This window comes from Bacillus sp. FSL K6-1145 (genome assembly GCF_038003425.1).
GTDB classification, from domain to species: Bacteria; Bacillota; Bacilli; order Bacillales; family Bacillaceae; genus Bacillus; species Bacillus pumilus.
In genome coordinates this window covers 2613015-2639179 of sequence record NZ_JBBOPC010000001.1, presented here as the reverse complement: position 1 = coordinate 2639179, position 26165 = coordinate 2613015, and the positions used below count along the sequence as shown (strand labels likewise).

Below are 26165 nucleotides of genomic sequence, written 5' to 3'. Positions count from 1 at the left end.
AAAAAGCAGGCTTACACATCAGTGAATGCCTGCTTTTCTTATGCATTTTTCTTTTCTCTTCTAACGGGCATCAGTGCTTTTTCTACAGTTTGAGCATTTTTTTCTGTGATTTCTGCTTTTCTTGGGATCGGTGGATATAAATCGTCAGGGTCTCTCCATGTGGATGGCAGGGTGACAGGAGATTGTTTATGCCAAGCCTGAACCCAGTCCTGAGGCAGTTCATTAGGCGGTGTAATGCCTTTCATTTCAAGCCAAATTCGGCTCCACGCCCTTGGCACGACACGCCAAATATCATATCCTCCTCCGCCGACAGCGATCCATTTGCCATCACAATATTGATGCGCTAATTCATGGGCAAGTCTAGGAATTTCCTCATATATTTTCATGGTGGCAGATAAATGGGTTAACGGATCATAGTAGTGTGCGTCTGCGCCGTTTTGCGTCAAAATCACATCTGGTTTAAAAAAAGCAGCAATTTCCGTCACTGCTGTTCGGTATGCTTCAAGGAACGATTCGTCTTCTGTAAATGCATCAAGCGGAATATTGTAGGCGTAGCCATAGCCTTTATCATGACCTCTTTCCTGTACTTGTCCAGTTCCAGGGAACAAATAGCGTCCCGTTTCATGAATCGAGACCGTACATACCTCAGGGTCGTCATAGAAGCTGAATTGTACACCATCTCCATGATGGGCATCCGTATCAATATATAAAATTCTTGCACCATATGTCTTTTGAATATATTGAATCGCCACTGAGCTGTCATTATAAATACAGAAGCCAGATGCACGCCCTTTAAACCCGTGATGAAGTCCACCGCCAAGATTCAGTGCATGCTGCGAGTGTCCCATCATTACTTGGTCAACGGCTGTGAGTGTCCCGCCAACAAGGAGAGAAGCTGCCTCATGCATACCTGCAAACATCGGTGTATCCTCCGTGCCAAGACCGTAGCGCTCCCCCTCTGCTGTAGAGAGCTTTCCTTGACTAGCCCGCTGCACAGCTTGAATATAATCGGCTGTATGGACGAGCTTTAATTCCTCGAGGGTCGCCATACGCGGTGCGACGATCTCATCATCTGTTAACGCCTTCATTTTTTGAAGCAGGTCATATGTTAAGTAGACACGAAGCTGATTGAAGGGATGGTCTTGGTGAAACTGGTACGTTTGAAAAGAGGGTGAAAAAACAAAGGTCGCTTCCTTCATTTGATCGTCTGCTCCATAGGCCACAGCACCTTATAGCCTTTTGCACGAATCAGCTTCGTCACATGATCTGCATGCATGGTTTGAAGGCGGAAGACGAGCACTTTAGACGATTCATTTGCATGCGGATACACAAGCACACTCAGCATTTGAATATGCTGCTCTTTTAAAATGGTCGTAATGTCTGCAAGACCTTCTGTCATTTGGTCCACTTCAACCTCTAAGTGTGACCCAGGCTGATCTGCACCTGTCAGTCTGACAAACGTACGAAGCAAATCAGTCTTTGTGATAATGCCTACAAGCTTGCCGCGTCTCACTACTGGAAGGCAGCCAATTCCGTGTTCAAAAAAGACACTAGAAATCTCTTCAACGAAATCAAGCGGATGAGCAGTAATTGTCTCTAATACCATGATCTCTTCAACAGGCCGCTGAATAAAGAGCTTCCTTTTTTCTGTTTCAAATATACTTGGACTGGCATTTTTAATATCTCGATCTGTCACCATCCCAATGACAGAATCTTGATCAGATACGATCGGAATATGCCGAATGTGATGTGCACTCATTTTTTTTATGGCTTCTTCAATCGTATCGGTTTTTCGCAGCGTGATCACATCACGCTCCATAATTTGTTCAATCATCATTGTTTACCAATCCCCTTTGCCAAAAAAACGAATTGAACGTTAATACATAAAGCGTTGATGGAAGCGAAGACGATCGAAACGCTCAATCGAATCAGGACTCACGTTTTTCCCGATTCTGGCCATTAAACAATTGGCTGGATGTGAGCTGATCTCTGGCTCGTCTGTTGCAAACCAAACAAGACCGCCTGCGTTCATCATTTTCTCCATCATCTTGCGGTACTCCCACACGTTTTTCTTTGTCCCCTTTAAATCCCAATGCCAGTAATATTCAGTTGTAATGACGATATAATTCTCCATTTGCTCATCCATCATGCTCACATCAAGTAAATGCTTACCAAGTGAGCAGCCTCTAAATGGAGGAGCGACCTCAATCGCGCCAAGCTCGATTAAATTGTCCATGTTGCCCTCTGACCAGCGCTCAAGCGGATCAGGATACAAATACGTGACATAGCCGACAACAAGCTCATCCACTCTTGCAATGATAATACGTCCTTCTGGAAGGTCTGCTATTTCAACAAGTGCTTGTTTCTGTTCCTCTGGCGTGCGAAATGCCGTTAGGCCTTCATGAAACGTATAGTTCGCAAGCTCTGATGCAGGTACCGGACCTTCAATCAGGATGGTACCTGTTTCTCGCTTAATGGTTTTTGAATAATAAGTTTTAGGATGCTCCACGTATCCACCGCCTCAAATTCTAGTGAGTCGTCTCTATTTTATCTTAAAACTTGCAAGAATTAAAACGGTTTCACTATAAGTTTTTTAAAAATTGAGAAAAAAAGTCATCTATACTATAATGGTCATTGTAAACGTATGCAAAGGGGGACTGTTTGATGAAAGTGGAAACGCTACCATCAGTAAAAGGGGACTATCATTTAAATGATTATGAGCAGGCATACAAAGAATTTTCATGGGAAGAAGCAAGAAAAAACTTCTCATGGTATGAAACAGGAAACATAAATGCAGCCTATGAAGCGATTGACAGACATGCGGACTCGTTTCGTAAGAACAAGGTGGCGCTTCACTACAAAGATTCACAGCGGGATGAAAAATATACGTTCAGAGATATGAAAATCAACACAAATAAAGCGGGAAATCTATTCAGAGAAAAGGCGCATGTGCAAAAAGGTGATCGCGTATTTATCTTTATGCCAAGATCACCTGAACTCTATTTTCTTCTGCTTGGCGCAGTCAAGATTGGTGCGATCGTTGGCCCGTTATTTGAGGCATTTATGGAAGGTGCGGTCAAAGACCGTTTAGAAAATAGCGAGGCGAAGGTCATTGTGACAACGCCGGATCTGCTTGAACGAATTCCATTTGCAGAGCTTCCGAAACTTGAATCTGTCATCATTGTCGGCGGTGAAAAGGAAGACGTCGATGGCGTTCGGACAATCCATTATGAAGAGGCTTTTGCGCAGGCGGCGAAGGACCTTGAAATCGAATGGATGGATGAAAAAGACGGCTTTCTGCTTCATTACACGTCAGGGTCGACAGGTACGCCAAAAGGTGTGCTGCATGTCCATGGCGCAATGGTTCAGCAAGACCAGACTGGTAAATGGGTGCTTGATCTGAAAGAAGACGATGTCTACTGGTGTACAGCTGACCCAGGCTGGGTAACAGGCACAGTGTACGGCATTTTTTCACCGTGGTTAAATGGGGCGACGAATGTCATTTTAGGCGGCAGATTTAACCCTGATACGTGGTATGAAACGATTGAATCACTAGGTGTGACCGTTTGGTACAGTGCACCGACCGCCTTTAGAATGCTAATGGGGGCAGGAGATGACCTCATTCAAAAATATGATCTCAGCTCGCTCCGTCATGTGTTAAGTGTAGGTGAGCCTCTTAATCCAGAAGTCATCCGCTGGGGAGACGCTGTATTTGGCAAACGAATTCATGATACTTGGTGGATGACGGAAACCGGTGCACAGCTGATTTGTAATTATCCATGCATGGACATTAAACCAGGTTCAATGGGGAAACCGATTCCAGGCGTAGAAGCTGCGATTGTGGATAATGCCGGAAATGAACTTCCGCCATATCGGATGGGCAACCTCGCCATCAAAAAAGGCTGGCCGTCTATGATGCATACGATCTGGAACAATCCTGAAAAATATGAATCTTACTTTATGCCGGGAGATTGGTATGTTTCAGGAGATTCAGCTTATATGGACGAAGACGGATACTTTTGGTTCCAGGGACGTGTCGATGATGTGATCATGACATCAGGAGAGCGGGTTGGTCCTTTTGAGGTGGAAAGCAAACTGGTCGAACATCCGGCCATTGCAGAGGCTGGTGTCATTGGAAAACCAGATCCGGTCCGCGGCGAAATAATTAAAGCATTCATTGCGCTTAGAAGTGGATATGAGCCGACAGATGAGCTGAAAGAAGAGATCCGTACGTTTGTGAAAAAAGGACTCGCTGCACATGCGGCACCGAGAGAAATCGAGTTTAAGGACAAACTGCCTAAGACGCGAAGCGGAAAAATTATGAGACGTGTGCTAAAGGCGTGGGAGCTGAATTTACCGGCTGGCGACCTATCGACAATGGAAGATTAATTTTTTTCATCAGTTGACTTGATATCAAAAATATGTTTAAAATGACATTAGTTGAATATGTAAAGGTTTTGACTGAGATTCAGTAGAATCATCTTTCCCTGTCCAAGAGAGCTGACGGCTGGTGCGAGTCAGTACAAAGAGATATTCGAATTACCCTCACGAACCGCTTTTACGAAAAGGAGCATGTATGCTGTCCTGATTAGTGAAAGAACGGATCTATCCGTTATCAGTGTAAGTGAAAAGGCGTGATTTATTGTCTTTTAAGCAGGGTGGTACCGCGATATATATCGTCCCTTCGTTCATTCGAAGGGGCGTTTTTTATGTTGAATTGTAAAAAGGAGAATTGGATATGAGTCAATTGATGGAAGAGTTATCGTTCAGAGGATTAATTCAGCAGCAAACAGATGAAGAAGGTTTAACAAAATTATTATCGGAAGAAAAAATCAAGCTTTACTCCGGCTTTGACCCAACAGCGGACAGCTTACACATTGGTCACCTATTGCCAATTTTAACATTACGCAGATTCCAGGAAGCAGGCCATCACCCGATTGCTCTTGTTGGTGGCGCAACTGGACTAATCGGCGATCCTAGCTTCAAAAAAGCAGAACGTTCACTAAACCCAGCAGAAATCGTCGAACAGTGGTCAGATAAAATCAAAGGACAGCTCTCTCAATTTCTTGATTTTGAAGCAGGCGAGAACCCAGCCGTTATCGTGAATAACTACGACTGGATCAGCCAAATGAATGTCATCACGTTCCTTCGTGATATTGGAAAGAATTTCGGTGTGAACTTCATGCTGGCAAAAGATATCGTCAGCTCACGGATTGAGACAGGCATTTCGTACACAGAGTTTAGCTACGTCATCCTGCAATCTTTAGACTTCTTAAATCTTTACAGAAATGAAAACTGTAAGCTGCAAATTGGCGGAAGCGACCAGTGGGGAAATATCACATCTGGACTTGAACTGATCCGTAAGTCTGAAGCAGAAGGGGCAAAAGCATTCGGTTTAACGATGCCGCTCGTCACGAAAGCAGACGGTACGAAATTTGGTAAAACAGAAGGCGGCGCCATCTGGTTAGATAAAGAAAAAACATCTCCATATGAGTTCTACCAATTTTGGATCAACACAGATGACCGTGACGTCGTGAAATACTTAAAATACTTTACGTTCTTATCAAAAGAAGAGATCGCATCGTACGAAGAAAAAGTGCAAACAGCACCTGAAAAACGTGAAGCACAGCGCCGTCTAGCAGAGGAAGTGACGACACTTGTACATGGCCGTGAATCACTAGAACAGGCGGTCAACATCTCAAATGCACTATTCAAAGGCGAGATTAAATCTCTTTCAGCCGAAGAAGTCAAAGTAGGCTTTAAAGATGTTCCATCAATGGAGAAAAGCAGCACGGAAGAGTTAACACTTGTCGATGTCCTTGTGGAATCAAAGCTGTCACCATCAAAACGTCAAGCGCGTGAAGACATCACAAATGGTGCAGTTTCCATCAACGGAGAGAGACAAACCGATAAAGACTACGTCCTTTCAGCTGAAGATAGAATTGAAAACCAATTTACCGTCTTAAGAAGAGGGAAAAAGAAATACTTCCTTGTGAATTACAAATAAAAACGATTTGCAGCCGGCTGAGATTACCGGCTGCTTTTTTTATTCAAAATGTGAGGAGGGTGCTCAGTTAAGAGTCTAATAGACTGCTCATAGAGACATTGCCTAGTCTTTTGGCATTGACGCTTAGAAAGTCAAAGGTGCTTTTTCAGTAATTATTTTCTATAAAATAGAGCAACAAACAGTGCCTTGTTCACTTTTATGACATATTTTTCTTGTATAAAATAGAGTCGAATAAGATGAATAAGGGGGAATGAAAGTGATTTGTTTTAAGAAAAAGAGTTTGCAAATTCTTGTTGCGCTTGCATTAGTGATAGGTTCAATGGCCTTCATCCAGCCGAAAGAGATCAAAGCGGCTGAGCACAATCCGGTTGTGATGGTACATGGCATTGGCGGTGCGTCTTATAACTTTGCTTCTATTAAAAGTTACTTGGTCACACAAGGCTGGGATCGTAACAAATTATTTGCTATCGATTTCATAGACAAAACAGGGAATAACCGCAACAATGGTCCGCGTCTATCTAGATTCGTCAAAGATGTGTTAGACAAAACGGGTGCTAAAAAAGTAGATATTGTGGGTCATAGTATGGGCGGAGCGAACACGCTATATTATATTAAGAATCTAGACGGCGGTGATAAAATTGAAAACGTCGTCACAATTGGTGGAGCAAACGGACTTGTTTCAAGCAGAGCACTACCAGGCACAGATCCAAATCAAAAAATTCTTTACACATCTGTCTATAGCTCAGCCGATATGATTGTTGTCAACAGTCTCTCGCGTTTAATTGGCGCAAAAAACGTCCTGATCCATGGCGTTGGTCATATCGGTCTATTAACCTCAAGCCAAGTGAAAGGGTATATTAAAGAAGGACTGAACGGCGGAGGACAGAATACGAATTAAAAAGCAAAAAAAGACAGCGAAAGCCGCTGTCTTTTTTGATGTCATCTGACATATGGCAACTGCTAGATGAGAGAGATATTGAAAAGGGAGGAAAAACGATGACGCAAAAACTCAAGCATTATTTCTTCGGATACTTTCTCTATTTTCTATGCTCATTTCTCATCATCTATTTCATTTGGATGAAGTTCGTCAAATCAGTTCAAATAGATGAGGTGCTATCTAATTGTACACCGATTATCGGTATCTATTACATCATCACTAGTGTGTGGTTTGTTTTTTTGATGCAAAAACAGGTAAAACACCAGTAAAAGCATGTACAAATGGATCACCATTCCTTACACTACATGTAGTGGATAATAATATTTGGAGGTGAGCGTTTGTGCAAACGAGTCAAAAGGCTTTGATCATTGTCGATGTACAGAAGGCGTTCGAGCATGAAAAATGGGGAGAACGAAATAATCTAGAGGCAGAGGAGAATATCAGCCGCCTATTGAGGTTTTGGAGAGAGAAAGGCTGGACAGTCATTCATATTCAGCATACATCCGGCAATCCAGACTCTGTGTTTCATCCGGCAAATGAAGGACATCTGTTCAAAGATATCGCCAGACCGTTAGAGGAAGAAACGGTGATCCAAAAGAAAGTCAACAGCAGTTTCATTGGTACGAACTTGGAGGAACAGTTAAGATCAAACCATATTGACACGGTCGTGATTGCAGGGCTCACAACACCGCACTGCGTATCCACAACCACAAGAATGAGCGGAAACCTTGGCTTTGATACGTACCTCATCTCAGATGCAACAGCCGCCTTTGGACTAACAGATCATACCGGTACATATTTTGATCCTGAAATGATTCATCGTCTCTCACTTGCCACACTGCATGATGAATTTGCGACTGTCATGACAACAGATCAATTGATTAGTAATTGGATGGTAAAATAAAAGATACCGCCATACGCTTAATAATACTTGAGAGAACCTTGGAACAAAAAAATCCTCTAGAATTCTAGGGGATTTTTTTCATGATAGATTATATGGTTTTGAATAGCTTTTTATGAAAAAACAATAGACAAATTTAGCGCAAAATACAATCAAATTTTCAAAACCAAAAGAATTTAAGAATAATCTGGCAATTTGTGTTTATTCTACGCTTATCTTTATTCTTTGTACGTTTTACTTATCCACACCTATTTACAGATGTGGCATATGAATAATGATAAAGGAGATGAACAACTGATGGGTTGTGATAAGTATAAAAAATGCCCTAATTGTAAACAGAAACTATCAAAATCAAACTGCTGCATTATTTGTGAAACAAAAGTAATTGTAGGACGAAGAGGATTACGGGGATTACGAGGGATTCGAGGAGCTACAGGAGCGACCGGTCCAACAGGAGCAACGGGCACGGGCACAGGAGCCACTGGAGCCACGGGAGCCACAGGTGCCGCGGGAGCAACGGGAGCCACAGGAGCGACCGGTCCAACAGGAGCCACAGGAGCCACGGGAGCCACAGGAGATATCGGAGCCACGGGAGCCACAGGAGATATCGGAGCCACGGGAGCCACGGGAGCCACAGGTGCCGCGGGCGCAACGGGAGCCACAGGAGATATCGGAGCCACTGGAGTCACGGGAGCCACAGGAGATACCGGAGCCACGGGAGCCACGGGAGCCACAGGAGATATCGGAGCCACTGGAGTCACGGGAGCCACAGGAGATACCGGAGCCACTGGAGCCACAGGAGATACCGGAGCCACGGGAGCCACGGGAGCCACAGGAGATACCGGAGCCACAGGTGCCACAGGAGATACCGGAGCCACGGGAGCCACGGGAGCCATAGGAGATACCGGAGCCACGGGAGCCACGGGAGCCACAGGAGATATCGGAGCCACTGGAGTCACGGGAGCCACGGGAGCCATAGGAGATACCGGAGCCACGGGAGCTACAGGAGATACCGGAGCCACGGGAGCCACAGGAGATATCGGAGCCACGGGAGCCACTGGAGCCACAGGAGATATCGGAGCCACAGGAGTCACGGGAGCCACAGGAGATACCGGAGCCACGGGAGCCACAGGAGATACCGGAGCCACGGGAGCCACAGGAGATATCGGAGCCACGGGAGCCACAGGAGATACCGGAGCCACGGGAGCCACAGGAGATACCGGAGCCACTGGTCCAACAGGAGCCACTGGAGCCACAGGAGATACCGGAGCCACGGGAGCCACTGGAGCCACAGGAGATACCGGAGCCACGGGAGCCACAGGAGATACCGGAGCCACAGGAGATACCGGAGCCACGGGAGCCACGGGAGCCACGGGAGCAACAGGAGCCACGGGTGCCACAGGAGATACCGGAGCCACCGGAGTCACAGGAGCAGGGCTAGCTGAATTTGCTTATGTATACAATCTAAGTGCTGAAACAGTAGCTTTAGAGGCTCCGGTAATTTTTGACTCAACTGGAATTATTACTTCTGGTATTACACATGCCCCTGGAACTTCTCAAATTATAGTCACCAATCCAGGAAACTACGAGGTTACTTTTTCAGTTTCTGGCGTAGAGCCAAATCAATTTACCCTATTTGTAAATGGAGGTCCTGTGACGAACACAGTTTATGGGTCAGGAGCTGGCACTCAACAGAATAACGGTCAGGCAATCCTCGCTCTAGCAGCGGGTGACACGCTTACTCTTGTAAACCATACTTCCGCAGCAGCAGTTACTCTTCAAACCCTAGCAGGAGGGACTCAAACAAACGTGAATGCCTCTATTATTATTAAAAAATTAGACTAACTTAAATGTGTAGAAATGCTTTTAGAAGTTTTGTCTGGTGCTCGTCTTGTGTATAGTCTGTTTTCTATATATGTTTTAAATTGATTTGTTCATAGGAGAATGCAAACAAAAAACCCTAGACCACCTTGAACAATCAAGGGATATAGGGTTTTTTTGATCTCTCTTTGGAGAGTCATGAAATTAACGAGAGTAGAACTCAACGATTAGTTGTTCGCTGATTTCAGGCGCTAATTCAGAACGCTCTGGAAGACGAGTGAAAGTTCCTTCAAGCTTTTCAGCATCGAAAGTAAGGTATTCAGGAACGAAGCTGTTAACTTCAACTGATTCTTTCACAACTGCAAGGTTTTGAGATTTCTCACGAAGAGCAATCGTTTGACCTGGTTTCACAGAGAAAGATGGGATGTCTACACGGCTTCCATCAACAAGGATGTGACCATGGTTGACTAGCTGACGAGCTTGGCGACGAGTACGAGCAAGGCCAAGACGGTATACTAGGTTGTCAAGGCGAGTTTCAAGAAGGATCATGAAGTTTTCACCTTGTTTACCAGGAAGTTTAGCAGCTTTGTCAAATAGTGTACGGAATTGACGTTCGTTGACACCGTACATGTGACGAAGCTTTTGCTTCTCTTGTAATTGTAAACCGTATTCAGATAGTTTTTTGCGTTGTCCTGGACCATGTGGGCCTGGAGCATAAGGGCGTTTTTCAAGTTCCTTACCTGTTCCGCTTAATGAAATGCCTAAACGGCGGGAAATCTTCCAACTTGGACCTGTATAGCGAGCCATAATGTGACTCCTCCTTATTTGTTTTTATTTGTGAAAAATAAAAACCGTCTGTTCTTTGTCTTTTCCGTCATTATGTTTTCATGCATCCTCGCTCCAGCAGCAGGGAGTTACAAGATGCACCTTCATATAGAAGGAACAAAATGATACAAAAAAGCCGAACAAAAAGGCTGCCATATTTCACACAAACTCTATTATATGACGCTGGATAGGAGAAGTCAACCTATTTAGAGGCAATGGTGGTGCCTTGCGTCTGCGAAGAAAAATAAAAAAGCAGACAATGTGCCTGCTTTTTTGTAAGATTACGCATTTGTAGAGGCGGATAATGCCTTCTGGAGTACCTCGGTAAATTGAATTAAGTAGGTTTCATCTACTTCACTGAAACGGTCTTTCACGGGACTGTCAATGTCGAGCACCCCAATGATCTCTCCATTTACCTTGAGCGGAACGACAATTTCAGATTGTGATGCTGCATCACATGCGATATGCCCAGGGAATGCGTGCACATCAGCGATACGCTGGACTTCACCTGTTGCAAATGCCGTACCGCAAACGCCTTTTCCAGATGGGATACGCACACATGCAGGCAGTCCGTTAAACGGTCCGAGCACAAGCTCGCCGCCTTTAGCCAAATAAAACCCTGCCCAATTGACCTCTTGGAGTGAATGATACAATAGCGCCGCGGCATTTGCTAGATTGGCAATTAGATCAGGCTCACCATCTGTAATGGCTTCGACCTGTTTAACGAGCAATTGATAGTTTTTTGATGGATCGCCAGACTGTTTTTCGACATGAAACATGAAAATCTCCTACTTTCTATCTCAAAAATACATAACTTGCGTCTCACATGTGGGATTTGTCGAGCAATTGTAAAAGGAACTTCCGCCTTCATCTTGAAGTATGTACACATGAAGAGGGGTGAGCGGATGAAAGCATCAACAACCATGCAAACAAAAGACCGTATTATTGAAGCTGCCATCAGACTTTTTAACCAAAAAGGATTTTCTGGAACCTCTGTCCGTGAGATTGCGAAGGAAGCAAACGTCAATGTTGCCCACATTTCTTATTACTTTCAAGGAAAAGGAGGGCTGCTTGAGCAGCTCGTATCCGATTTTTATGAAGGCTATATTCACATGATTGAATCACATATCCATCACATGGAAACTCGTCATGCAAAAGAATGCTTACTACATGTGGTTTTTGATATTTTATCTTATCAGCACAAGCACCGTCAATTAACCCGTTTCGTTTATCGAGAGGTAACGATTGATTCGACGCTCATTAGAGAAATTATGTCGACCTATTTAACGAAAGAAAAATATTTGTTTCAGCTCATCATTGAAAAAGGAAAAAGCACCCATGTGATTTGTGAGCAGCTCTCCATCTCCTCTTTTATGATTCAGCTGAAATCACTACTCATGATGCCCTATTTACAGCCGCAATATTTAACGGAGGTGCTTTATTTAAATCCAAATGAGCCTTATTTCTATCAAACGTATTTTAAAGAACTGAGCCGCTCGCTTCATCATTTACTAGAACCAAAAAAGCCGGCATTAGATTCTCATTTAAAACTCATGATGTCTTCGAATTGATCATAAGCATATCCGAGATCTTCCGCTTGATGGGCATCAGACCCAAAAATGAGCGGAATTTTTTTCTGTTTTGCAAGATCAATCATCCATTGATCTAAATAGATACTTCTGGCATATGTTTTACGAAGACCTGATGTATTAAAATCTAAGGACATGCCTTTTTTTGCCGTTTCTTCAAGACAAAGGGTGACCTTTTGACAAAGTGCAGATGTCATCTCAAATGGGAAAAGCTGTTTGAATTTCTGCACAAGGGTGATATGACCGATTCTATTTGGCTTATAGCGACCTAAAGATGATAGAATAGAAGAGTGAATTTGGTCATAGTAGCTTTGATAGACCTGTTCGATGCTGCCATAGAGGCTTATTAGCTGCTGGAAGGCATGCTCGTCAAAATCAAGGCAAATATAATCATCTCCAGCAGGAAGAAAGTGAACAGATAAAATGCTATCGTCTAGATCTGGACCATAGCAGTCTAAAAAGGCACTTGTTTCCTCTTCATACTCTTTGATATAGTCAACCTCAAGCCCAGTTTTTACTATTAATTGGCCTTTGTATTCCTGTTTCAACTGATCCAATTTCGTTATATACGAGTCAAGTTCTTGGAGCTTCATGGCACTATCCTGCTCTGGTGTTGGATCTTGAAACGATGGAGGCAGAGGGGCATGCTCGGTAAAGGTTATGGAATCAAATCCCTTTTTGATGGCTTTTTCAATATAAGAATGAAAAGAATCAAGCGAGCCGTGAGGGCAAAACGGTGTATGTAGATGTGCATCTTGCTTCAGCATGTCGTCACCTCTTGTCGATATTTTGAAAAACGTCATGTTTATCAGCGAAAATAATGAAAAATCATGACCAAAAATGCTGGTTACATGGTATCATAATAACAATGAAAACGACAGCTTCCGCATACATAAAAGCAGGTCACATGGATACGTGTGATCAAATGATAGAAAGCGCTCAAATACTTTCTTGAAAAACATACATACAACCGTGAATGGATGGTATTGGAAAACATACGATCCTGTTTATAAAAAGACAAATGCAAAGCGGACACGAAAGGGTTCTCAGGTCTACTCGGGACACTTTTACCCTGACATCACTTAGATCACAACAAGGGGGCTCATTATGGAGTTTATCATCGGTTTAATTGTCATTTTGCTTGCTTTGTTTTCAGTCGGTTATTTCCTCAGAAAAAATATATATAAAGAGATTGACCGATTGGAAGCATGGAAAATTGAAATTTTAAACAGATCAATTGTAGAAGAAATTTCAAAAATCAAACACTTAAAAATGACCGGAGAAACAGAGCAATTTTTTGAAAGATGGCGTGCAGAGTGGGACGATATCGTCACAGCCCATCTTCCAAAGGTAGAGGAGCTATTATATGACGCAGAAGAGTATTCTGATAAATATCGATTCTCCAAAGCCAAGCAGGTTCTAACGCATATTGAGGATTTGCTGAGTGCTGCTGATTCGAACATTGAAGACATTTTAAAAGAAATTGCAGACCTTGTCACAAGCGAGGAGCAAAATCGCAAGGACATTGAAAAGGTCAAAGAGCAATATCAAACGGTTCGAAAAAATCTGCTTGCGTACAGCCATTTGTATGGCACCCTTTATGACAAAATGGAGCAGGACTTAGATGAGGCCTGGGAAGGGATCAAGCAGTACGAGGAAGAAACAGAAAACGGAAACTACATGAAAGCAAGAAAAATTTTGCTTGAGCAAGACCGCAGACTCGACCAGCTTCAACTATATATCAATGATGTACCAAAGCTTATTGCAGACTGCAAACAAACCGTACCAGGTCAGCTGACGAAGCTGAAAGACGGATATCAAGAAATGTCGGAAAAAGGCTACAAGCTGGAGCACATCCAGATCACGAAAGAGCTGGAGACTTTAAACAAACAGCTTGTGAGAGCGGAAAAATTGCTCATTGATGAACTCAATTTAGAAGAGGCATCAAGCATTCTGCAAATGATTGATGATGCGATTGAGACGCTGTATGATCAGCTAGAGGCGGAAGTAGAGGCAGGTCAGGAAATTAAAAGCAGAATGCCTGAGCTCACAGAAGCATTCGAAAAGCTCGAGCAAGATCACACACAAACAAAGGCAGAAACGGCTCTTGTGAAAGAAAGCTACAAGCTGACAGCAGGAGAACTCGATCAACAGAAGGCATTTGAAAAACGTTTAGAAGAAATTGAAAAGCTGATGAAACAAATCCGTGAGAAGCTTGATCGTGATCACGTGGCATATTCATTATTAATGGATGAAATCAATCAGCTGGACACCTTTATCGAGGATGCAAAAGCATTGCATGACACATTTAAAGGTCATCTCCAATCATTAAGAAAAGAAGAATTACAAGCGAGAGAAACACTGACTGAGCTCAAAACCATGCTGACAGATACAGTACGCCAGCTGCATAAAAGCAATATTCCAGGTGTACCTGCTGAGATGAAAGAGCGGGCTGAAAAAGCGCAGGAGATGATTCATCAAGTGCACGAGCAGCTGGAAAACCTGCCACTCAACATGCCGGCAGTAAATCAGCAATTAAAAGATGCCTCTGACACAGTCAAAAATGTTGTGGATGAGACAGAAGAAATACTTGGTAAAGTGGATCAAATTGAACGAATCATTCAATATGGCAATCGCTTTAGAAGTCAAAACCACATTCTTTCAGAACAATTAAAAGAGGCTGAACGAAGATTTTACGCCTATGATTACAACGGATCATTTGATATAGCAGCAGCGGCTGTTGAAAAAGCATCACCCGGAGCTGTTCAAAAGCTGTTAGCTCAGCAAGAAAAAGAGTATCAGCATCAATAAAAAAGCTGAAGTCCTATCAATGGACTTCAGCTCAGCGTGTAGACAAACCCTCGCATTCGTTGTCAGTCCTGCGCGCTGGTGCTCACGAATGTCAAATTCGCTCCGCGCCAGTGCTCGTCCTTCCTAGACTTCAAAGGTTTTCTATCACGCTGAAAGAAGACAAAGGGTTAAAATAAAGATCATTTTAACCCTTTGTCAACAATCTAAGCTGAAGCCCTATCAATGGACTTCAGCTTTTTTATATTATGACGCTTGTTTTTGACGCTCTTCTGAAGCAGAAGAAGTGAAAAGAGAGATTACAAATCCGATCACGATTCCAAGTATTGCAGGGACAATCCAGCCTATGCCAAGGTCATATAAAGGCAGTATTGATTGGAAGACGTCTTTTATTGGATCGATTGGAAGTTTCGCTGCTGCTAAGCCGTCAAATAAGCTAACGCAACCTGTTAAAATTAAAGAGAGAGCATATACAGGTCTTCTATGTCCAAGCCACTTATCAGCAAGTGACAAAACAATGATCACAATCGCTAGCGGATAAATCGCAGTTAAAACTGGTACAGAGAAAGCGATAATATGAGCAAGTCCAAAATTCGAAATGATAAAACTGAATAATGTCACGAGTGTAACGACCATTTTATACGAAAGCTTAGGTAGTAACTTCGAGAAATACTCTCCGCATGATGTAACGAGGCCGATACTTGTTGTTAAACAAGCAACCGTAATCGCAGCACCCAACACAATATTTCCTAAGCTGCCAAATAGGAATTGAGAAGACTGAGCCAAGATTTTACTACCATCTCCAACAAAACCAATGGCATGTGTACTTGAAGCGCCTAAATAAGCAAGAGATAGATAAACAAATGTTAATCCGCAGGCTGCAATCAGACCTGCTTTGATACAAGCAGATGTCAGTGCCTTTTTACTTGTCACACCGCGTCCTTTAATGGCGTTGATGACAACAACCCCAAACACAATTGAGGCAAGAGCATCCATTGTTTTATAGCCCTCTAAAAATCCTTTGAAAAATGATCCGTTGCTATAGGATACATCAGGTGTGCCAATGACGCCCATCGGCGTTAAAATGGCTTTGACAATAATAATAAGAATGATCGTAAATTTAATCGGTGTTAACACTTTCCCTACACGATCTACAATCTTCGTTGGATTTAGAGCAAGATAATACGTAATACCAAAAAAGACAAGTGTGAATAAAAGAAGGGAGAGCCAAGCTGGTACACCTGCTAAAAAGGGTAATGCACCAATTTCATATGAAACCGTTCCTGTACGAGGAATAGCGAAAAGCGGCCCAATAGATAAATATAAAATGACGGTAAACGCTGTTCCAAAAGCTGGGTGAGCTTTATCAGCTAATCCTTTCGCATCTCGACCTGTTAAAGCGATCGCAATAATCCCTAGAAGAGGTAAACCGACACCTGTTAATAAAAATCCGCCCATTGCTTTCCATACATTTGTGCCAGCATATTGCCCAAGCTCTGGTGGATAAATCATATTTCCGGCGCCGAAGAATAGAGCAAATAACATAAAACCGATAATAACTGTATCTTTCGTCGACAATGTTGCCTTCATTGAATATAAAGCCTCCAATATTATGTTGAAATATTCTGTTAATTAGTTGCTAGGTAACCGTTCATCATTAACAATCACTAATTATAAAGGATGTGCGTCTGATGTCAACATGTGTTTTCGTACAAAAGTCATGAATTTTTCTATTTTAGTATATGGAGGACAATAAAAAAACATCCCCTTCATCTTTGGAAGGGGATGTTTGAAGTATGATTATGATGCGAGCTGTTTAGGCGGGCTAGTCAACATAGAGATGAGTACGCCAATACCTGCGCCGATAATTGCTGGTACGACCCATCCGATGCCTAAATCGTAAAATGGAATGAATGCATCTAAGAAGGCAGGCAACCCACCGAGATTGATTTTGGCAGCTAATAATCCATCAATGATGGCAAAGAAACCAGTAAAGATGAGGGATACTACATAAATCACTCGTCTACCGTTAATCCAGCGGTCAAGGAATGACAATAAAATAATGACAATTGCCAGTGGATATATCGCTACGAGTACAGGGACCGATAGAGAGATGATTTGTGCCAGTCCAAGGTTTGCAACCAATGTGCTAAATAAAGAAACAATGAGTACGACTGTGCGATAAGAAAGTGCTGGGAAAAGCTTTGAAAAATATTCGCCGCATGATGAGACAAGCCCAACACTTGTTGTGAGACAAGCAAATAAAATGGCTACACCAAGGACAATGTTACCAGCAGAACCAAATAAAAAGTTTGCTGATAGTGAAAGCAGTTTGCCGCCTTCATTTGCCCCAACCATTCCGGTTGTATCAGGACTTGAAGCACCGACATAAGCAAGCGAGATATACACTAGTGCTAGTCCAGCTGCTGCAACAAGGCCAGCTTTTATACAGGCCGCCGCAAGAGATTTGCGCTCTGTGATGCCTCTTTCTTTAACAGCTGTCACAACAACGATTCCAAATACGAGAGAAGCGAGAGCATCCATTGTTTTATAGCCCTCTAAAAACCCAGTGAAGAGAGGGTTTGCTTTATAAGTCGCATCAGGCGCACCGATTATTCCCATTGGTGTAGCTATGGCTTTAAATACAATAATTGCAATGACCGTTAATAAGATAGGTGTCAACACTTTGCCGATTCGATCAACAAGCTTTGAAGGGTTCAAAGCGAGCAGATACGTAATCGTGAAAAACACAAGGGTGAATAAGAAAAGCGGTACCCATGAAGAGGTTTGTGTTTCAGACAGAAACGGTGCTAAACCAATCTCGTAAGAAACCGTACCTGTTCGCGGGATAGCAAAAAATGGTCCTATGGATAAATACAGAATGACAGTGAAAATGGTTCCAAATATAGGATGGGCTTTATCCGCAAGGCCTTTTGCACCGGTACCTGTAAGGGCAATAGCAATAACTCCTAGAAGCGGAAGACCAACTCCTGTGAGTAAAAATCCACCGATAGCAAGCCAAACATTCTCACCTGCATATTGTCCAAGGACAGGCGGGAAAATCATATTTCCTGCGCCAAAGAATAATGCAAAAAGCATTAAACCAATGGCTAATGTCTCTTTTATACTTAAACTATTTTTCAAAATAGTTCCTCCTTATCCAATGTAATGTGCTAAATTTAAATATTCTGACAATTTAGGTGTTTATGTGCCAATTGCACTATGCATGATATAGTGAAAATGAAAAGTTGTCAACTGCCATTTTCAGAAAATTCTCTGTCTGACTTCATTATGGTAACATATAAATGCATTTATTTTTAAAGCTTTTTGTAAGGAGTCCAAGTATGATTTATCTCGATAATAGTGCAACAACAAAACCGTACCCTGAGGTTTTACAAGTATATCAGCAAGTGAGTGAACGTTTTTTTGGGAATCCGTCTTCGCTACATCAGCTTGGAATTGATGCGAGCCGCTTGCTAAGTGAAACGAGAAAACAAATCCTTCACTATACAGGTTTGAAACAATATGAGGTTATTTTTACTTCTGGTGCAACAGAAGCAAATAACATCGCCATTAAAGGAGCAGCTCTCGCCAAAATGAATCGGGGGAAACATATTGTGACAACAGCAATTGAACACCCGTCTGTCATCGAATCGTTTGAACAGCTGAAGGCTTTATTTGGTTTTGACATCTCCTATATTCAAGTAAATGAGCATGGCCATGCAGATATGAATCATTTAAAAGAAGTGCTTCGCCCTGATACAGTGCTTGTCAGCATGATGCACGTCAATAACGAAACGGGTGCCACCCAGCCAATTGAAGAAGCTGCTGGCATGATTCGTGAGCATGCTGAAAATGCCCTATTTCATGTCGACGGGGTGCAGGGAATGTGCAGAGTAGCACTTGATAAACAACTGGATGTGGATCTTTTGACGATATCTGGCCATAAAATTCATGGCTTAAAAGGCACAGGAGCGCTCTTTTTAAAGAAAGGTGTAGTGCTTGCCCCTTTTATCACAGGAGGAGAGCAGGAATTAGGCCTACGTTCAGGTACCGAAAACCCTGCTGGTGCTGTCAGCTTAGCAAAAGCCATGAAACAATCATTCGAGCTGCAAAAAAAACATCATGATGAAATGCTAAACTTAAAAACGCAGCTGCAAAAGCAGCTTGGAGAAATAGAAGGTATTGTCATCAACACACCGCTGACGCAAAGTGCGCCGCACATTGTGAATTTTTCAGTACCAGGTATTCAAATTGAGGTCCTTCTTCATATGCTTGAAAAAGAAGGCATGTATGTTTCGACAACATCTGCCTGTTCAGCCAAGAAAAAAGAGCCAAGCCAAGTTCTCCTAGCGATGGGGAGGCCGGAAGAAGTGGCAAAAAGCAGTATGAGAATCAGTTTGACGTATGGACAAGGACCCGAACTAGCGCCGCAAATCATCACATCGATCGCACAAAGTGTGAAAAAATTAAAAGGAATGAGATAACAGCATGAAATATGATCATATTTTAGTCCGTTTTGGTGAAATTTCAACAAAAGGAAAAAATAGAAAGAAATTTATTGAAAAACTAAGGCAGCATATCCGGTTTGTATTAAAAGACTTTGAAGCATTAAAGTATGCATCTGACAGAGACCGCATCACGATCATGCTGAACGGTGAAGACCCTGAACCGATTTCAGAACAGCTTAAAGGTGTATTTGGCATTCAGAGCTTTAGTCTGGCGGTGAAATGTGAGACAAATCTCGATGCCATCAAAGAAGCGGCACTCACAGCGGTACAGGAAGTATATGAACAAGGAGATACATTTAAGGTCTCAACGAAACGCTCTTATAAGCAATTTGAACTTGATTCAAATGAAATGAACCGGGAAATTGGCGGACATGTACTGAAGAATACGGAAAACTTAACGGTCAATGTCAAACAGCCGGATGTACATTTGCGCATTGAAATAAGAGAACATGCGACATACATTACATTTAAAGATGTCAAGGGTGCAGGCGGACTGCCAGTGGGTTCAAGCGGAAGAGCGATGCTCATGCTTTCAGGCGGCTTTGACAGCCCAGTTGCCGGCTACCAAGCGATGAAACGCGGAATTCAAATTGAGGCCGTCCATTTCTTTAGTCCCCCATATACAAGTGAACGTGCCAAACAAAAGGTCATTGATCTTACAGAATGCTTAGCTGCATATGGGGGCGAAGTGAAGCTTCACATCGTACCTTTCACAAAAATTCAAGAGCTGATTCACAAACAAGTACCTGAAAACTATACGATGACATCAACAAGAAGAATGATGCTGAAAATCGCAGATAAAATAAGAGAGAAGCGTGATGCTCTTGCGATTATTACCGGTGAAAGCCTTGGACAAGTCGCAAGTCAGACACTTGAAAGCATGTATGCCATTAACCATGTAACCAATACACCAATCATTCGCCCGCTTATTGCGGTTGATAAGAATGACATTATTGAAGAAGCGAGACGAATTGGCACATACGATACAAGTATTCAACCTTTCGAGGATTGCTGTACGATCTTTACGCCGCCGTCTCCTAAAACAAAACCAAAGCTTGAGAAAGTAGAACGCTACGAAAGCTTTGCTGATTTCGAGCCAATGCTTGATGAGGCAGTGGATCAAATCGAAACGATTATCGTCACAAATGAGAAGAAAGCGGCTGACGAATTCGCTGATTTATTCTAAAATAAAAATTTCATAATAATTACCATAAAATCGATCGCATGAAGTCATGTGTTTCTACACATTCTATATTCACAAGGAGGTGAGAACACATGGCTCAACAAAACAGACAAAGCAGTTCTAATCAATTAGTCGTTCCAGGCGCTGCACAAGCGATCGACCAAATGAAGTATGAAATCGCTTCAGAATTTGGTGTAAACCTTGGACCAGAAACAACAGCTCGCGCTAACGGATCAGTTGGTGGAGAAATCACTAAACGTCTTGTATCTTACGCTCAACAACATATGGGTGGCGGATCTTTCTAAGACACACAATTAAAAAGCTATGGCTTAGGAGCGGGATCATTCCCGCTCTTTTCTTTTTGTACATAAAAATAGTTTGAATATTTACAAAAAAGAAGACGGAATGAAAAAATTATGGCATAATACTAGGAGTAGGTCCTAATTCAAGCATTTTTCAGTTATGAATGTTAGAATAGGTAAATTGAAACATGTTTCGTTTCATAGAAAGAGGCTAAAAGGAGCTGTACCATGAAAAGAGAAGACTTAATTGCACCAGAACAATATAACTTAGTCAGTGAGATTGAAGCGTTCAGTCATGACAAGGAGAAAAAGGCCCTGCACTGGCAGGATGGAAATGGCTACGAAGCACATGTGACGTATGCATCTTTAGTGGAAGAAGCAAATAAAATTGGTCATGTATTATTAAATGCAGGCTTTAAAAAAGGCGATAAAATCATTGTGATGGTGCCGCGCATGCTAGAGGCATACAGCATTTATTTAGCGATCTTGAAAACAGGAATGGTCGTCATTCCTTGTTCAGAAATGCTGCGTGCAAAAGATTTAGATTACCGAATTGAACATGCAGAAGCAAAGGGAGCGATCGTTTACTCTTCATTCATTCAATCGTTCGACGGAACCAATCAGCCAAACGATTTTAAAACATTCTCAATCGGTGAAAACGATCATGGCTGGACAAATATTCTTGCGGAAAAGGATCACCAATCAAGCGAGCTTCCAATGGCTCCAACAACACGCACAGACATGGCGTTCTTATCCTATACATCTGGTACAACAGGCAACCCAAAAGGGGTTGTTCATACACATGGCTGGGCATATGCACATTTACGCACCGCTGCCAAAGCATGGCTCTCCATTAATGAAGGAGATAAAGTATGGGCGACAGCAGGACCAGGCTGGCAAAAATGGGTGTGGAGCCCACTCTTATCTGTGTTAGGAAGTGGCGCAGAAGGCTTTGTATACGGAGGAAAATTCAATCCAAATACGTACTTAGAGCTGCTTCAAAAAAATGAAATCAATGTCCTATGCTGTACGCCGACAGAATACCGATTTATGGCGAAAGTAGATGACTTAAGTCAGTACGAGCTGCCAAAATTGCATAGTGCCGTTTCTGCGGGAGAGCCGCTGAACCGTGAAGTCATTGATACATTCAAAAAGCATTTCGATATAGAAGTACGAGATGGCTATGGCCAAACAGAAAGCACACTGCTCGTAGGGGTTCTAAAAGGAATGGACATCAAGCCAGGCAGTATGGGAAAACCAACACCTGGAAACGAAGTCGAGATCATTGATGAGGACGGCAGCGTATGCGCTCCTGGAGAAATTGGTGATATTGCGGTTCATCTTGAAACGCCGGCTTTATTTAAGGAATACTACAAAGATGAAGAGCGTACAAAGGCGCAGCGCCGCGGGAATTACTTTATTACGGGTGACCGCGCGAAAAAAGACGAAGATGGGTACTTCTGGTTTGAAAGCCGTAGAGATGATATCATCGTCAGCTCTGGCTATACCATTGGGCCGTTTGAAGTAGAAGATGCACTGATTAAACACCCAGCAGTTAAAGAATGTGCGGTTGTGGCGAGTCCAGATGAAATCAGAGGATCCATTGTGAAGGCATATGTTGTCCTGCGTGATGAATCAGCACAAAGTGATGAGCTGATCAAAGAACTGCAAACACATGTGAAAAACACAACAGCACCTTACAAATACCCAAGAGAAATTGAATTCATTGACGAACTGCCAAAAACACCGTCAGCGAAAATCCGTCGTGTCGAACTGAGAGAAAGAGAGCTTGCACGAAAAGGATCATGATGAATAAACGAAAAGCGTTTGGATGAAAGCATCCAGCGCTTTTTTTATGGAAAATCAAATCTGCTGGAAGCAATCATGACGTTTTATGTTAAAATGTGTAGGAATTTCTGGGAAAGGAGAATCTAGAAGATGTTCATTGCCATCATTCATGGAATTGTGCTTGCCTTTGGCCTCATTTTACCATTGGGCGCACAAAATGTATTTGTGTTTCAGCAAGGAGCCCTTCAGCCGCGATTATATCAGGCTTTACCTGTCGTGATCACTGCTGCTCTTTGTGACACACTTTTAATTGCGTTAGCTGTCATTGGGGTTTCTGTTGTGGTGTTCACCATTCCTATGCTGCAAATGTGTCTTTATCTCATTGGATTTTGTTTTTTAGTTTATATGGGATGGTCCGTGTGGAACACAAGCTCATCAACAGATGCTAAAGAGAAGCAGGAATTCATGCCTGCGAGAAAACAAATTCTCTTTGCCTGTTCAGTTTCACTTTTAAATCCCCACGCCATTCTCGATACCATTGGCGTGATTGGCACAAATTCGCTTCAATATAGTGGGGCAGAAAAATGGGCATTTACACTCGCTTGTATCATCGTGTCCTGGTTATGGTTTATTGGGCTCGCTCTTTTAGGGAAGATGCTAGGGAAGTTAGATACAAACGGCAAGTGGATGAACCGTATCAATAAAGCTTCAGCGGTCATGATCTGGCTTGTCGCATTATACATTGCGTATCAATTGATTGTATAAAGGTACATAGAGAAAAAAGAGAGAAGCGTTTGGGCGGATGAGAGGCACGCGCTTTTTTGTATTTTGAAGTTTAGTATCCTCTGCATGAGCGATACGCTCATGCTTTTTTAGGTTCTTTTTTGAAAATCGTTTGATTTAAAAGGCGGAGAGCTTGTACGATATCATCCATTTGTTCTATATCGGAGGAAGATAGGCTGTCTAATAGCACCTCTTCGATATGTTGGAAGGCTTCATTCATACAAGTACGGCCTTTGTCAGAAAGCATAATGACGTGTTTTCGTTTGTCATCACGGTCTTCTTCTTTATCAATAAATTGTTTCTCGTGTAGTTTCTTAAGTTCTCTGCTGACATTCGGAAGAGACATGTGCTGGCAGTCGGCTATTTCACTAGGCGTAAGCGGCTCGCTGACAGCTAACTGCTCTAGTATCAAGTATTGTAAGGTCGTTAAGTTAGCTGGTTTGACTTTGTTCATTAGGTCATGTTTTAGTTCTGAAAAAGTAGAAGCAAATGCTACGAATTCCTTGAAGAAATGGGGATGTTTCATGTTTATCACCTCCTACGTAATATACCAAAATTATTATCAAAAAACAATTATCATTTGACAACTATTTAACGAGGGTATATCATTTAGTTATCAAATGATAATAAAAGGAGCTCATACATGAATGTACTCATTATTTATACTCACCCCCATCACAATAGTTTAAATGGTGCTTTCTTAAAAGAAATTATGAAAGGCAGTGAAGAAAATCCACTAGTTCATGAAGTGAAAATCATCGATTTATACAAAGAAGAATTTGATCCTGTGCTGATTTTTAATAAAGAGAAAAAAAGGCGTGACATGCATAAAGACCCTGACATTCGGATGTATCAGGAGAAGATCAAATGGGCGGACAAAATCGTGTTCGTATATCCTATTTGGTGGGGAAGACCTCCAGCCATGCTGCTTGGCTTTATTGACCGCATGTTTGCTGCGAATTTTGCTTATCGTCAAACAGGCGGGCTGTTTCCAGAAGGACTGTTAAAAGGAAAAAGTGCTGTTTGTGTATCGACGATGCAAGGGCCAACCAACTACCCTTTGTTCTTTTTGCAAAATGCACACAAGATCTTAATGAAACGAGCCCTTTTACACTATGTCGGAATCAAACCTGTGAAGTTCTTTGAGTTCGGCATGATGGAAAGCCCAAAAGGAAAACATGACGTCAAATTAAAACGTATCTACAACTATTTCAGAAAAATCAGCTCATAAAACAGTTAGCGAAGTCACTTTTCTTCTAATTGGATCCTTTTATGTTTTAAAATGACAGTGAGGGTGGGAGAACTCTTCCTCGTCATTTGAAAAGGGGGATATGGATGAAGAAAACATTGTTTAAAGATGCAGCGCTTTTAACACTTGATCCAACTTTAGGTTTTTTAGAAAAAGGAGATTTATTAATTGAAGGGACACACATTTTAGAGGTCGGACCTTTCATTGAAGCAAATGATGCTGACATTGTCGATGCGTCCGATATGGTGATCATGCCAGGGCTTGTGGATACACATCGTCATGTGTGGCAGTCTGTCATCAGAGGCATAGGCACAGATTGGTCGTTGCAGACATATTTGAGCAAAATCTATTATGGAAACTATGGTGCGATGAGACGCCCATCCGATGATCGAATCGCAAATTATTTAGGGGCATTAGAGGCATTAGATGCCGGAGTGACCACATTTCTAGACTGGACGATGATCAATTCAATGGATCATACAGAAGAGCTCATCGGAGGATTAAAGGATGCGGGCATTCGAGCTGTTTTTGCTTTCGGTTCCTCTGGAGATGCTGAGTATTGGGATAGGGAGAGCACGCTCACCAATATGGAGGACGCAGCACGCGTGAAAAAAGCGCATTTTCAATCATCAGATCAGCTTTTGACGATGGGGCTTGCGATTCGTGGACCAGAGTTTTCTTCATGGGAAACTTCAGTATTTGAAATTGAAACAGCCCGGTCTCTAGATGCTCTATGCAGTATGCATATTGGCTTTGGGAACTGGGGAGCGGAGGATCGTTCAATTGAGCGACTTCACAAAGCGGGATTACTTGGACCTGATCTCAACATGGTGCATATCAATGCAATCGATGCGGATCAAATGAAGATGCTGGCAGACAGCGGAAGCTCCATATCCATTACACCTGAAATTGAGATGATGATGGGTCACGGTTATCCTGTCACAGGACTTGCGATCGAACAAGGTGTTCTTCCAACACTCGGTGTAGACGTGGTCACAGCGACAGGCGGAGATTTGTTTGCTCAAATGAAATTTGGACTTCAGGCAGAGCGCGCGCTCCAAAATCAATCATTGCTGATGGAGGGCATTATGCCAGGACCTGAACTTGGGATTTCTGCTCATCAAATGCTTGAAGCTGCGACGATCAATGGAGCTCGTGCATTACAGCTTGATCATAAAATTGGCTCGCTCACACCTGGAAAAGAAGCTGATTTCATCCTGATCGACCGGACAAGCATGAATCTTCTGCCGATGACAGATCCGGCTGGAGCGGTTGTCCAAACGGCACACCCTTCAAATGTTGATTCTGTCTATGTGGCCGGAAAAGTAGTGAAACGAAACGGAAAGCTTGTCGGTGTGAACCTAGAAGAGGTCAAACGGAAAGCTTATGCGGCAAGAGATCATATTCTATCGCATAAGTTTGAATCAACTCCATCATAAACAAACATATCCCCATAGGCAG

General features: G+C 42.6%; 24 protein-coding genes and 1 other annotated feature. Of the genes, 15 read left to right on the top strand and 9 right to left on the bottom strand.

What is annotated here, in order from left to right; genetic code table 11:
• Window positions 1-38: 38 nt before the first annotated feature.
• From MHH41_RS13310 to MHH41_RS13300, 3 genes are read right to left on the bottom strand one after another with little or no spacing between them, the layout of a single operon-like run.
• Window positions 39-1199: an acetoin utilization protein AcuC gene (locus tag MHH41_RS13310; protein WP_003217659.1), complete on the bottom strand. Its 1161-nt coding sequence runs from the start codon at window positions 1197-1199 to the stop codon at window positions 39-41.
• A complete protein-coding gene (locus tag MHH41_RS13305; protein ID WP_003217690.1) occupies window positions 1196-1837 on the bottom strand; it encodes a CBS and ACT domain-containing protein in 642 nt (213 codons plus the stop codon). Before MHH41_RS13305 ends, MHH41_RS13310 begins: the two co-directional genes overlap by 4 nt.
• Window positions 1838-1876: 39 nt before the next feature.
• The gene (locus MHH41_RS13300; protein WP_003217598.1) at window positions 1877-2509 is read right to left on the bottom strand and encodes a GNAT family N-acetyltransferase; all 633 of its coding nucleotides are present in this window, start codon (window positions 2507-2509) and stop codon (window positions 1877-1879) included.
• Between the two features lie 155 nt (window positions 2510-2664).
• On the opposite strand from MHH41_RS13300, the gene acsA reads away from it, so the two are divergent.
• The 6 genes from acsA to MHH41_RS13270 all read left to right on the top strand — a co-directional run bounded on the left by acsA (window position 2665) and on the right by MHH41_RS13270 (window position 9690).
• The gene (gene acsA / locus MHH41_RS13295) at window positions 2665-4389 is read left to right on the top strand and encodes an acetate--CoA ligase (protein WP_340866445.1); all 1725 of its coding nucleotides are present in this window, start codon (window positions 2665-2667) and stop codon (window positions 4387-4389) included.
• Window positions 4390-4448: 59 nt separating this feature from the next.
• Window positions 4449-4687 (top strand) — a binding site (T-box leader).
• Window positions 4688-4738: 51 nt separating this feature from the next.
• Window positions 4739-6007, top strand: coding sequence for a tyrosine--tRNA ligase (gene tyrS, locus MHH41_RS13290; RefSeq protein WP_106065767.1), 1269 nt, complete (start codon window positions 4739-4741; stop codon window positions 6005-6007).
• A gap of 319 nt (window positions 6008-6326) precedes the next feature.
• Entirely contained in the window at window positions 6327-6905 is a 579-nt protein-coding gene (locus MHH41_RS13285) for an esterase/lipase family protein (RefSeq protein WP_374726556.1), read from the top strand.
• Window positions 6906-7003: 98 nt separating this feature from the next.
• Complete coding sequence (locus tag MHH41_RS13280; protein ID WP_340866444.1) at window positions 7004-7213, top strand: hypothetical protein; 210 nt, start codon at window positions 7004-7006, stop codon at window positions 7211-7213.
• A 71-nt stretch (window positions 7214-7284) separates the two neighbouring features.
• On the top strand, window positions 7285-7848 hold the full coding sequence (locus tag MHH41_RS13275; protein WP_340866443.1) for a cysteine hydrolase family protein: 564 nt from the start codon (window positions 7285-7287) through the stop codon (window positions 7846-7848).
• Window positions 7849-8142: 294 nt separating this feature from the next.
• Entirely contained in the window at window positions 8143-9690 is a 1548-nt protein-coding gene (locus MHH41_RS13270) for a collagen-like protein (RefSeq protein WP_340866442.1), read from the top strand.
• A gap of 180 nt (window positions 9691-9870) precedes the next feature.
• Here the strand turns inward: MHH41_RS13270 and rpsD are convergent, their stop codons facing one another.
• The gene (gene rpsD, locus MHH41_RS13265) at window positions 9871-10473 is read right to left on the bottom strand and encodes a 30S ribosomal protein S4 (RefSeq protein ID WP_012010904.1); all 603 of its coding nucleotides are present in this window, start codon (window positions 10471-10473) and stop codon (window positions 9871-9873) included.
• A 299-nt stretch (window positions 10474-10772) separates the two neighbouring features.
• A complete protein-coding gene (locus MHH41_RS13260; protein ID WP_340866441.1) occupies window positions 10773-11270 on the bottom strand; it encodes a GAF domain-containing protein in 498 nt (165 codons plus the stop codon).
• Between the two features lie 126 nt (window positions 11271-11396).
• On the opposite strand from MHH41_RS13260, the gene refZ reads away from it, so the two are divergent.
• On the top strand, window positions 11397-12062 hold the full coding sequence (gene refZ, locus MHH41_RS13255) for a forespore capture DNA-binding protein RefZ (protein WP_340866440.1): 666 nt from the start codon (window positions 11397-11399) through the stop codon (window positions 12060-12062).
• Here the strand turns inward: refZ and hisJ are convergent.
• Window positions 12032-12847: a histidinol-phosphatase HisJ gene (gene hisJ / locus MHH41_RS13250; protein WP_340866439.1), complete on the bottom strand. Its 816-nt coding sequence runs from the start codon at window positions 12845-12847 to the stop codon at window positions 12032-12034. The two genes, refZ and hisJ, sit on opposite strands and share 31 nt — an antisense overlap.
• A gap of 340 nt (window positions 12848-13187) precedes the next feature.
• Here hisJ and ezrA point away from each other — a divergent pair, with 340 nt between their 5' ends.
• A complete protein-coding gene (ezrA, locus tag MHH41_RS13245; protein ID WP_321999461.1) occupies window positions 13188-14891 on the top strand; it encodes a septation ring formation regulator EzrA in 1704 nt (567 codons plus the stop codon).
• A 243-nt stretch (window positions 14892-15134) separates the two neighbouring features.
• Here the strand turns inward: ezrA and brnQ (MHH41_RS13240) are convergent, their stop codons facing one another.
• Window positions 15135-16478, bottom strand: a complete 1344-nt coding sequence (gene brnQ / locus MHH41_RS13240) for a branched-chain amino acid transport system II carrier protein (RefSeq protein WP_003216733.1) — start codon at window positions 16476-16478, stop codon at window positions 15135-15137.
• Window positions 16479-16688: 210 nt separating this feature from the next.
• Complete coding sequence (gene brnQ, locus MHH41_RS13235) at window positions 16689-18032, bottom strand: branched-chain amino acid transport system II carrier protein (protein WP_050943561.1); 1344 nt, start codon at window positions 18030-18032, stop codon at window positions 16689-16691.
• Window positions 18033-18232: 200 nt separating this feature from the next.
• On the opposite strand from brnQ (MHH41_RS13235), the gene MHH41_RS13230 reads away from it, so the two are divergent.
• The 5 genes from MHH41_RS13230 (at window position 18233) to MHH41_RS13210 (ending at window position 23437) form a co-directional block, all read left to right on the top strand.
• A complete protein-coding gene (locus MHH41_RS13230; protein WP_050943562.1) occupies window positions 18233-19375 on the top strand; it encodes a cysteine desulfurase family protein in 1143 nt (380 codons plus the stop codon).
• A gap of 4 nt (window positions 19376-19379) precedes the next feature.
• Window positions 19380-20585 (top strand): tRNA uracil 4-sulfurtransferase ThiI, encoded by a 1206-nt coding sequence (thiI, locus tag MHH41_RS13225; protein WP_113387238.1) that lies wholly within the window; start codon window positions 19380-19382, stop codon window positions 20583-20585.
• Between the two features lie 89 nt (window positions 20586-20674).
• Window positions 20675-20887, top strand: coding sequence for an alpha/beta-type small acid-soluble spore protein (locus tag MHH41_RS13220; RefSeq protein ID WP_003216385.1), 213 nt, complete (start codon window positions 20675-20677; stop codon window positions 20885-20887).
• A 225-nt stretch (window positions 20888-21112) separates the two neighbouring features.
• Entirely contained in the window at window positions 21113-22693 is a 1581-nt protein-coding gene (gene mbcS / locus MHH41_RS13215; RefSeq protein ID WP_340866438.1) for an acyl-CoA synthetase MbcS, read from the top strand.
• Window positions 22694-22822: 129 nt separating this feature from the next.
• Window positions 22823-23437: a LysE/ArgO family amino acid transporter gene (locus MHH41_RS13210; RefSeq protein ID WP_061409100.1), complete on the top strand. Its 615-nt coding sequence runs from the start codon at window positions 22823-22825 to the stop codon at window positions 23435-23437.
• 97 nt (window positions 23438-23534) lie between these two features.
• On the opposite strand, the gene MHH41_RS13205 is transcribed toward MHH41_RS13210, so the two are convergent.
• Entirely contained in the window at window positions 23535-23981 is a 447-nt protein-coding gene (locus tag MHH41_RS13205; protein WP_340866437.1) for a MarR family winged helix-turn-helix transcriptional regulator, read from the bottom strand.
• A gap of 117 nt (window positions 23982-24098) precedes the next feature.
• Between MHH41_RS13205 and MHH41_RS13200 the strand changes: the two genes are divergently transcribed.
• Together MHH41_RS13200 and MHH41_RS13195 are read left to right on the top strand one after the other, a co-directional pair.
• On the top strand, window positions 24099-24686 hold the full coding sequence (locus MHH41_RS13200; RefSeq protein ID WP_050943566.1) for an NAD(P)H-dependent oxidoreductase: 588 nt from the start codon (window positions 24099-24101) through the stop codon (window positions 24684-24686).
• A gap of 104 nt (window positions 24687-24790) precedes the next feature.
• Window positions 24791-26143, top strand: a complete 1353-nt coding sequence (locus MHH41_RS13195; protein WP_340866436.1) for an amidohydrolase family protein — start codon at window positions 24791-24793, stop codon at window positions 26141-26143.
• Window positions 26144-26165: the final 22 nt, after the last annotated feature.

What these genes read in the sequence shown, in the direction of transcription:
- MHH41_RS13310 (WP_003217659.1), bottom strand. Translation starts at nt 1,199, where the DNA reads ATGAAGGAAGCGACCTTTGTTTTTTCACCCTCTTTTCAAACGTACCAG.
- MHH41_RS13305 (WP_003217690.1), bottom strand. Translation starts at nt 1,837, where the DNA reads ATGATGATTGAACAAATTATGGAGCGTGATGTGATCACGCTGCGAAAA.
- acsA (WP_340866445.1), top strand. Translation starts at nt 2,665, where the DNA reads ATGAAAGTGGAAACGCTACCATCAGTAAAAGGGGACTATCATTTAAAT.
- tyrS (WP_106065767.1), top strand. Translation starts at nt 4,739, where the DNA reads ATGAGTCAATTGATGGAAGAGTTATCGTTCAGAGGATTAATTCAGCAG.
- MHH41_RS13285 (WP_374726556.1), top strand. Translation starts at nt 6,327, where the DNA reads ATGGCCTTCATCCAGCCGAAAGAGATCAAAGCGGCTGAGCACAATCCG.
- MHH41_RS13280 (WP_340866444.1), top strand. Translation starts at nt 7,004, where the DNA reads ATGACGCAAAAACTCAAGCATTATTTCTTCGGATACTTTCTCTATTTT.
- MHH41_RS13270 (WP_340866442.1), top strand. Translation starts at nt 8,143, where the DNA reads ATGGGTTGTGATAAGTATAAAAAATGCCCTAATTGTAAACAGAAACTA.
- rpsD (WP_012010904.1), bottom strand. Translation starts at nt 10,473, where the DNA reads ATGGCTCGCTATACAGGTCCAAGTTGGAAGATTTCCCGCCGTTTAGGC.
- MHH41_RS13260 (WP_340866441.1), bottom strand. Translation starts at nt 11,270, where the DNA reads ATGTTTCATGTCGAAAAACAGTCTGGCGATCCATCAAAAAACTATCAA.
- refZ (WP_340866440.1), top strand. Translation starts at nt 11,397, where the DNA reads ATGAAAGCATCAACAACCATGCAAACAAAAGACCGTATTATTGAAGCT.
- hisJ (WP_340866439.1), bottom strand. Translation starts at nt 12,847, where the DNA reads ATGCTGAAGCAAGATGCACATCTACATACACCGTTTTGCCCTCACGGC.
- ezrA (WP_321999461.1), top strand. Translation starts at nt 13,188, where the DNA reads ATGGAGTTTATCATCGGTTTAATTGTCATTTTGCTTGCTTTGTTTTCA.
- brnQ (WP_003216733.1), bottom strand. Translation starts at nt 16,478, where the DNA reads ATGAAGGCAACATTGTCGACGAAAGATACAGTTATTATCGGTTTTATG.
- MHH41_RS13230 (WP_050943562.1), top strand. Translation starts at nt 18,233, where the DNA reads ATGATTTATCTCGATAATAGTGCAACAACAAAACCGTACCCTGAGGTT.
- thiI (WP_113387238.1), top strand. Translation starts at nt 19,380, where the DNA reads ATGAAATATGATCATATTTTAGTCCGTTTTGGTGAAATTTCAACAAAA.
- MHH41_RS13220 (WP_003216385.1), top strand. Translation starts at nt 20,675, where the DNA reads ATGGCTCAACAAAACAGACAAAGCAGTTCTAATCAATTAGTCGTTCCA.
- mbcS (WP_340866438.1), top strand. Translation starts at nt 21,113, where the DNA reads ATGAAAAGAGAAGACTTAATTGCACCAGAACAATATAACTTAGTCAGT.
- MHH41_RS13210 (WP_061409100.1), top strand. Translation starts at nt 22,823, where the DNA reads ATGTTCATTGCCATCATTCATGGAATTGTGCTTGCCTTTGGCCTCATT.
- MHH41_RS13205 (WP_340866437.1), bottom strand. Translation starts at nt 23,981, where the DNA reads ATGAAACATCCCCATTTCTTCAAGGAATTCGTAGCATTTGCTTCTACT.
- MHH41_RS13200 (WP_050943566.1), top strand. Translation starts at nt 24,099, where the DNA reads ATGAATGTACTCATTATTTATACTCACCCCCATCACAATAGTTTAAAT.
- MHH41_RS13195 (WP_340866436.1), top strand. Translation starts at nt 24,791, where the DNA reads ATGAAGAAAACATTGTTTAAAGATGCAGCGCTTTTAACACTTGATCCA.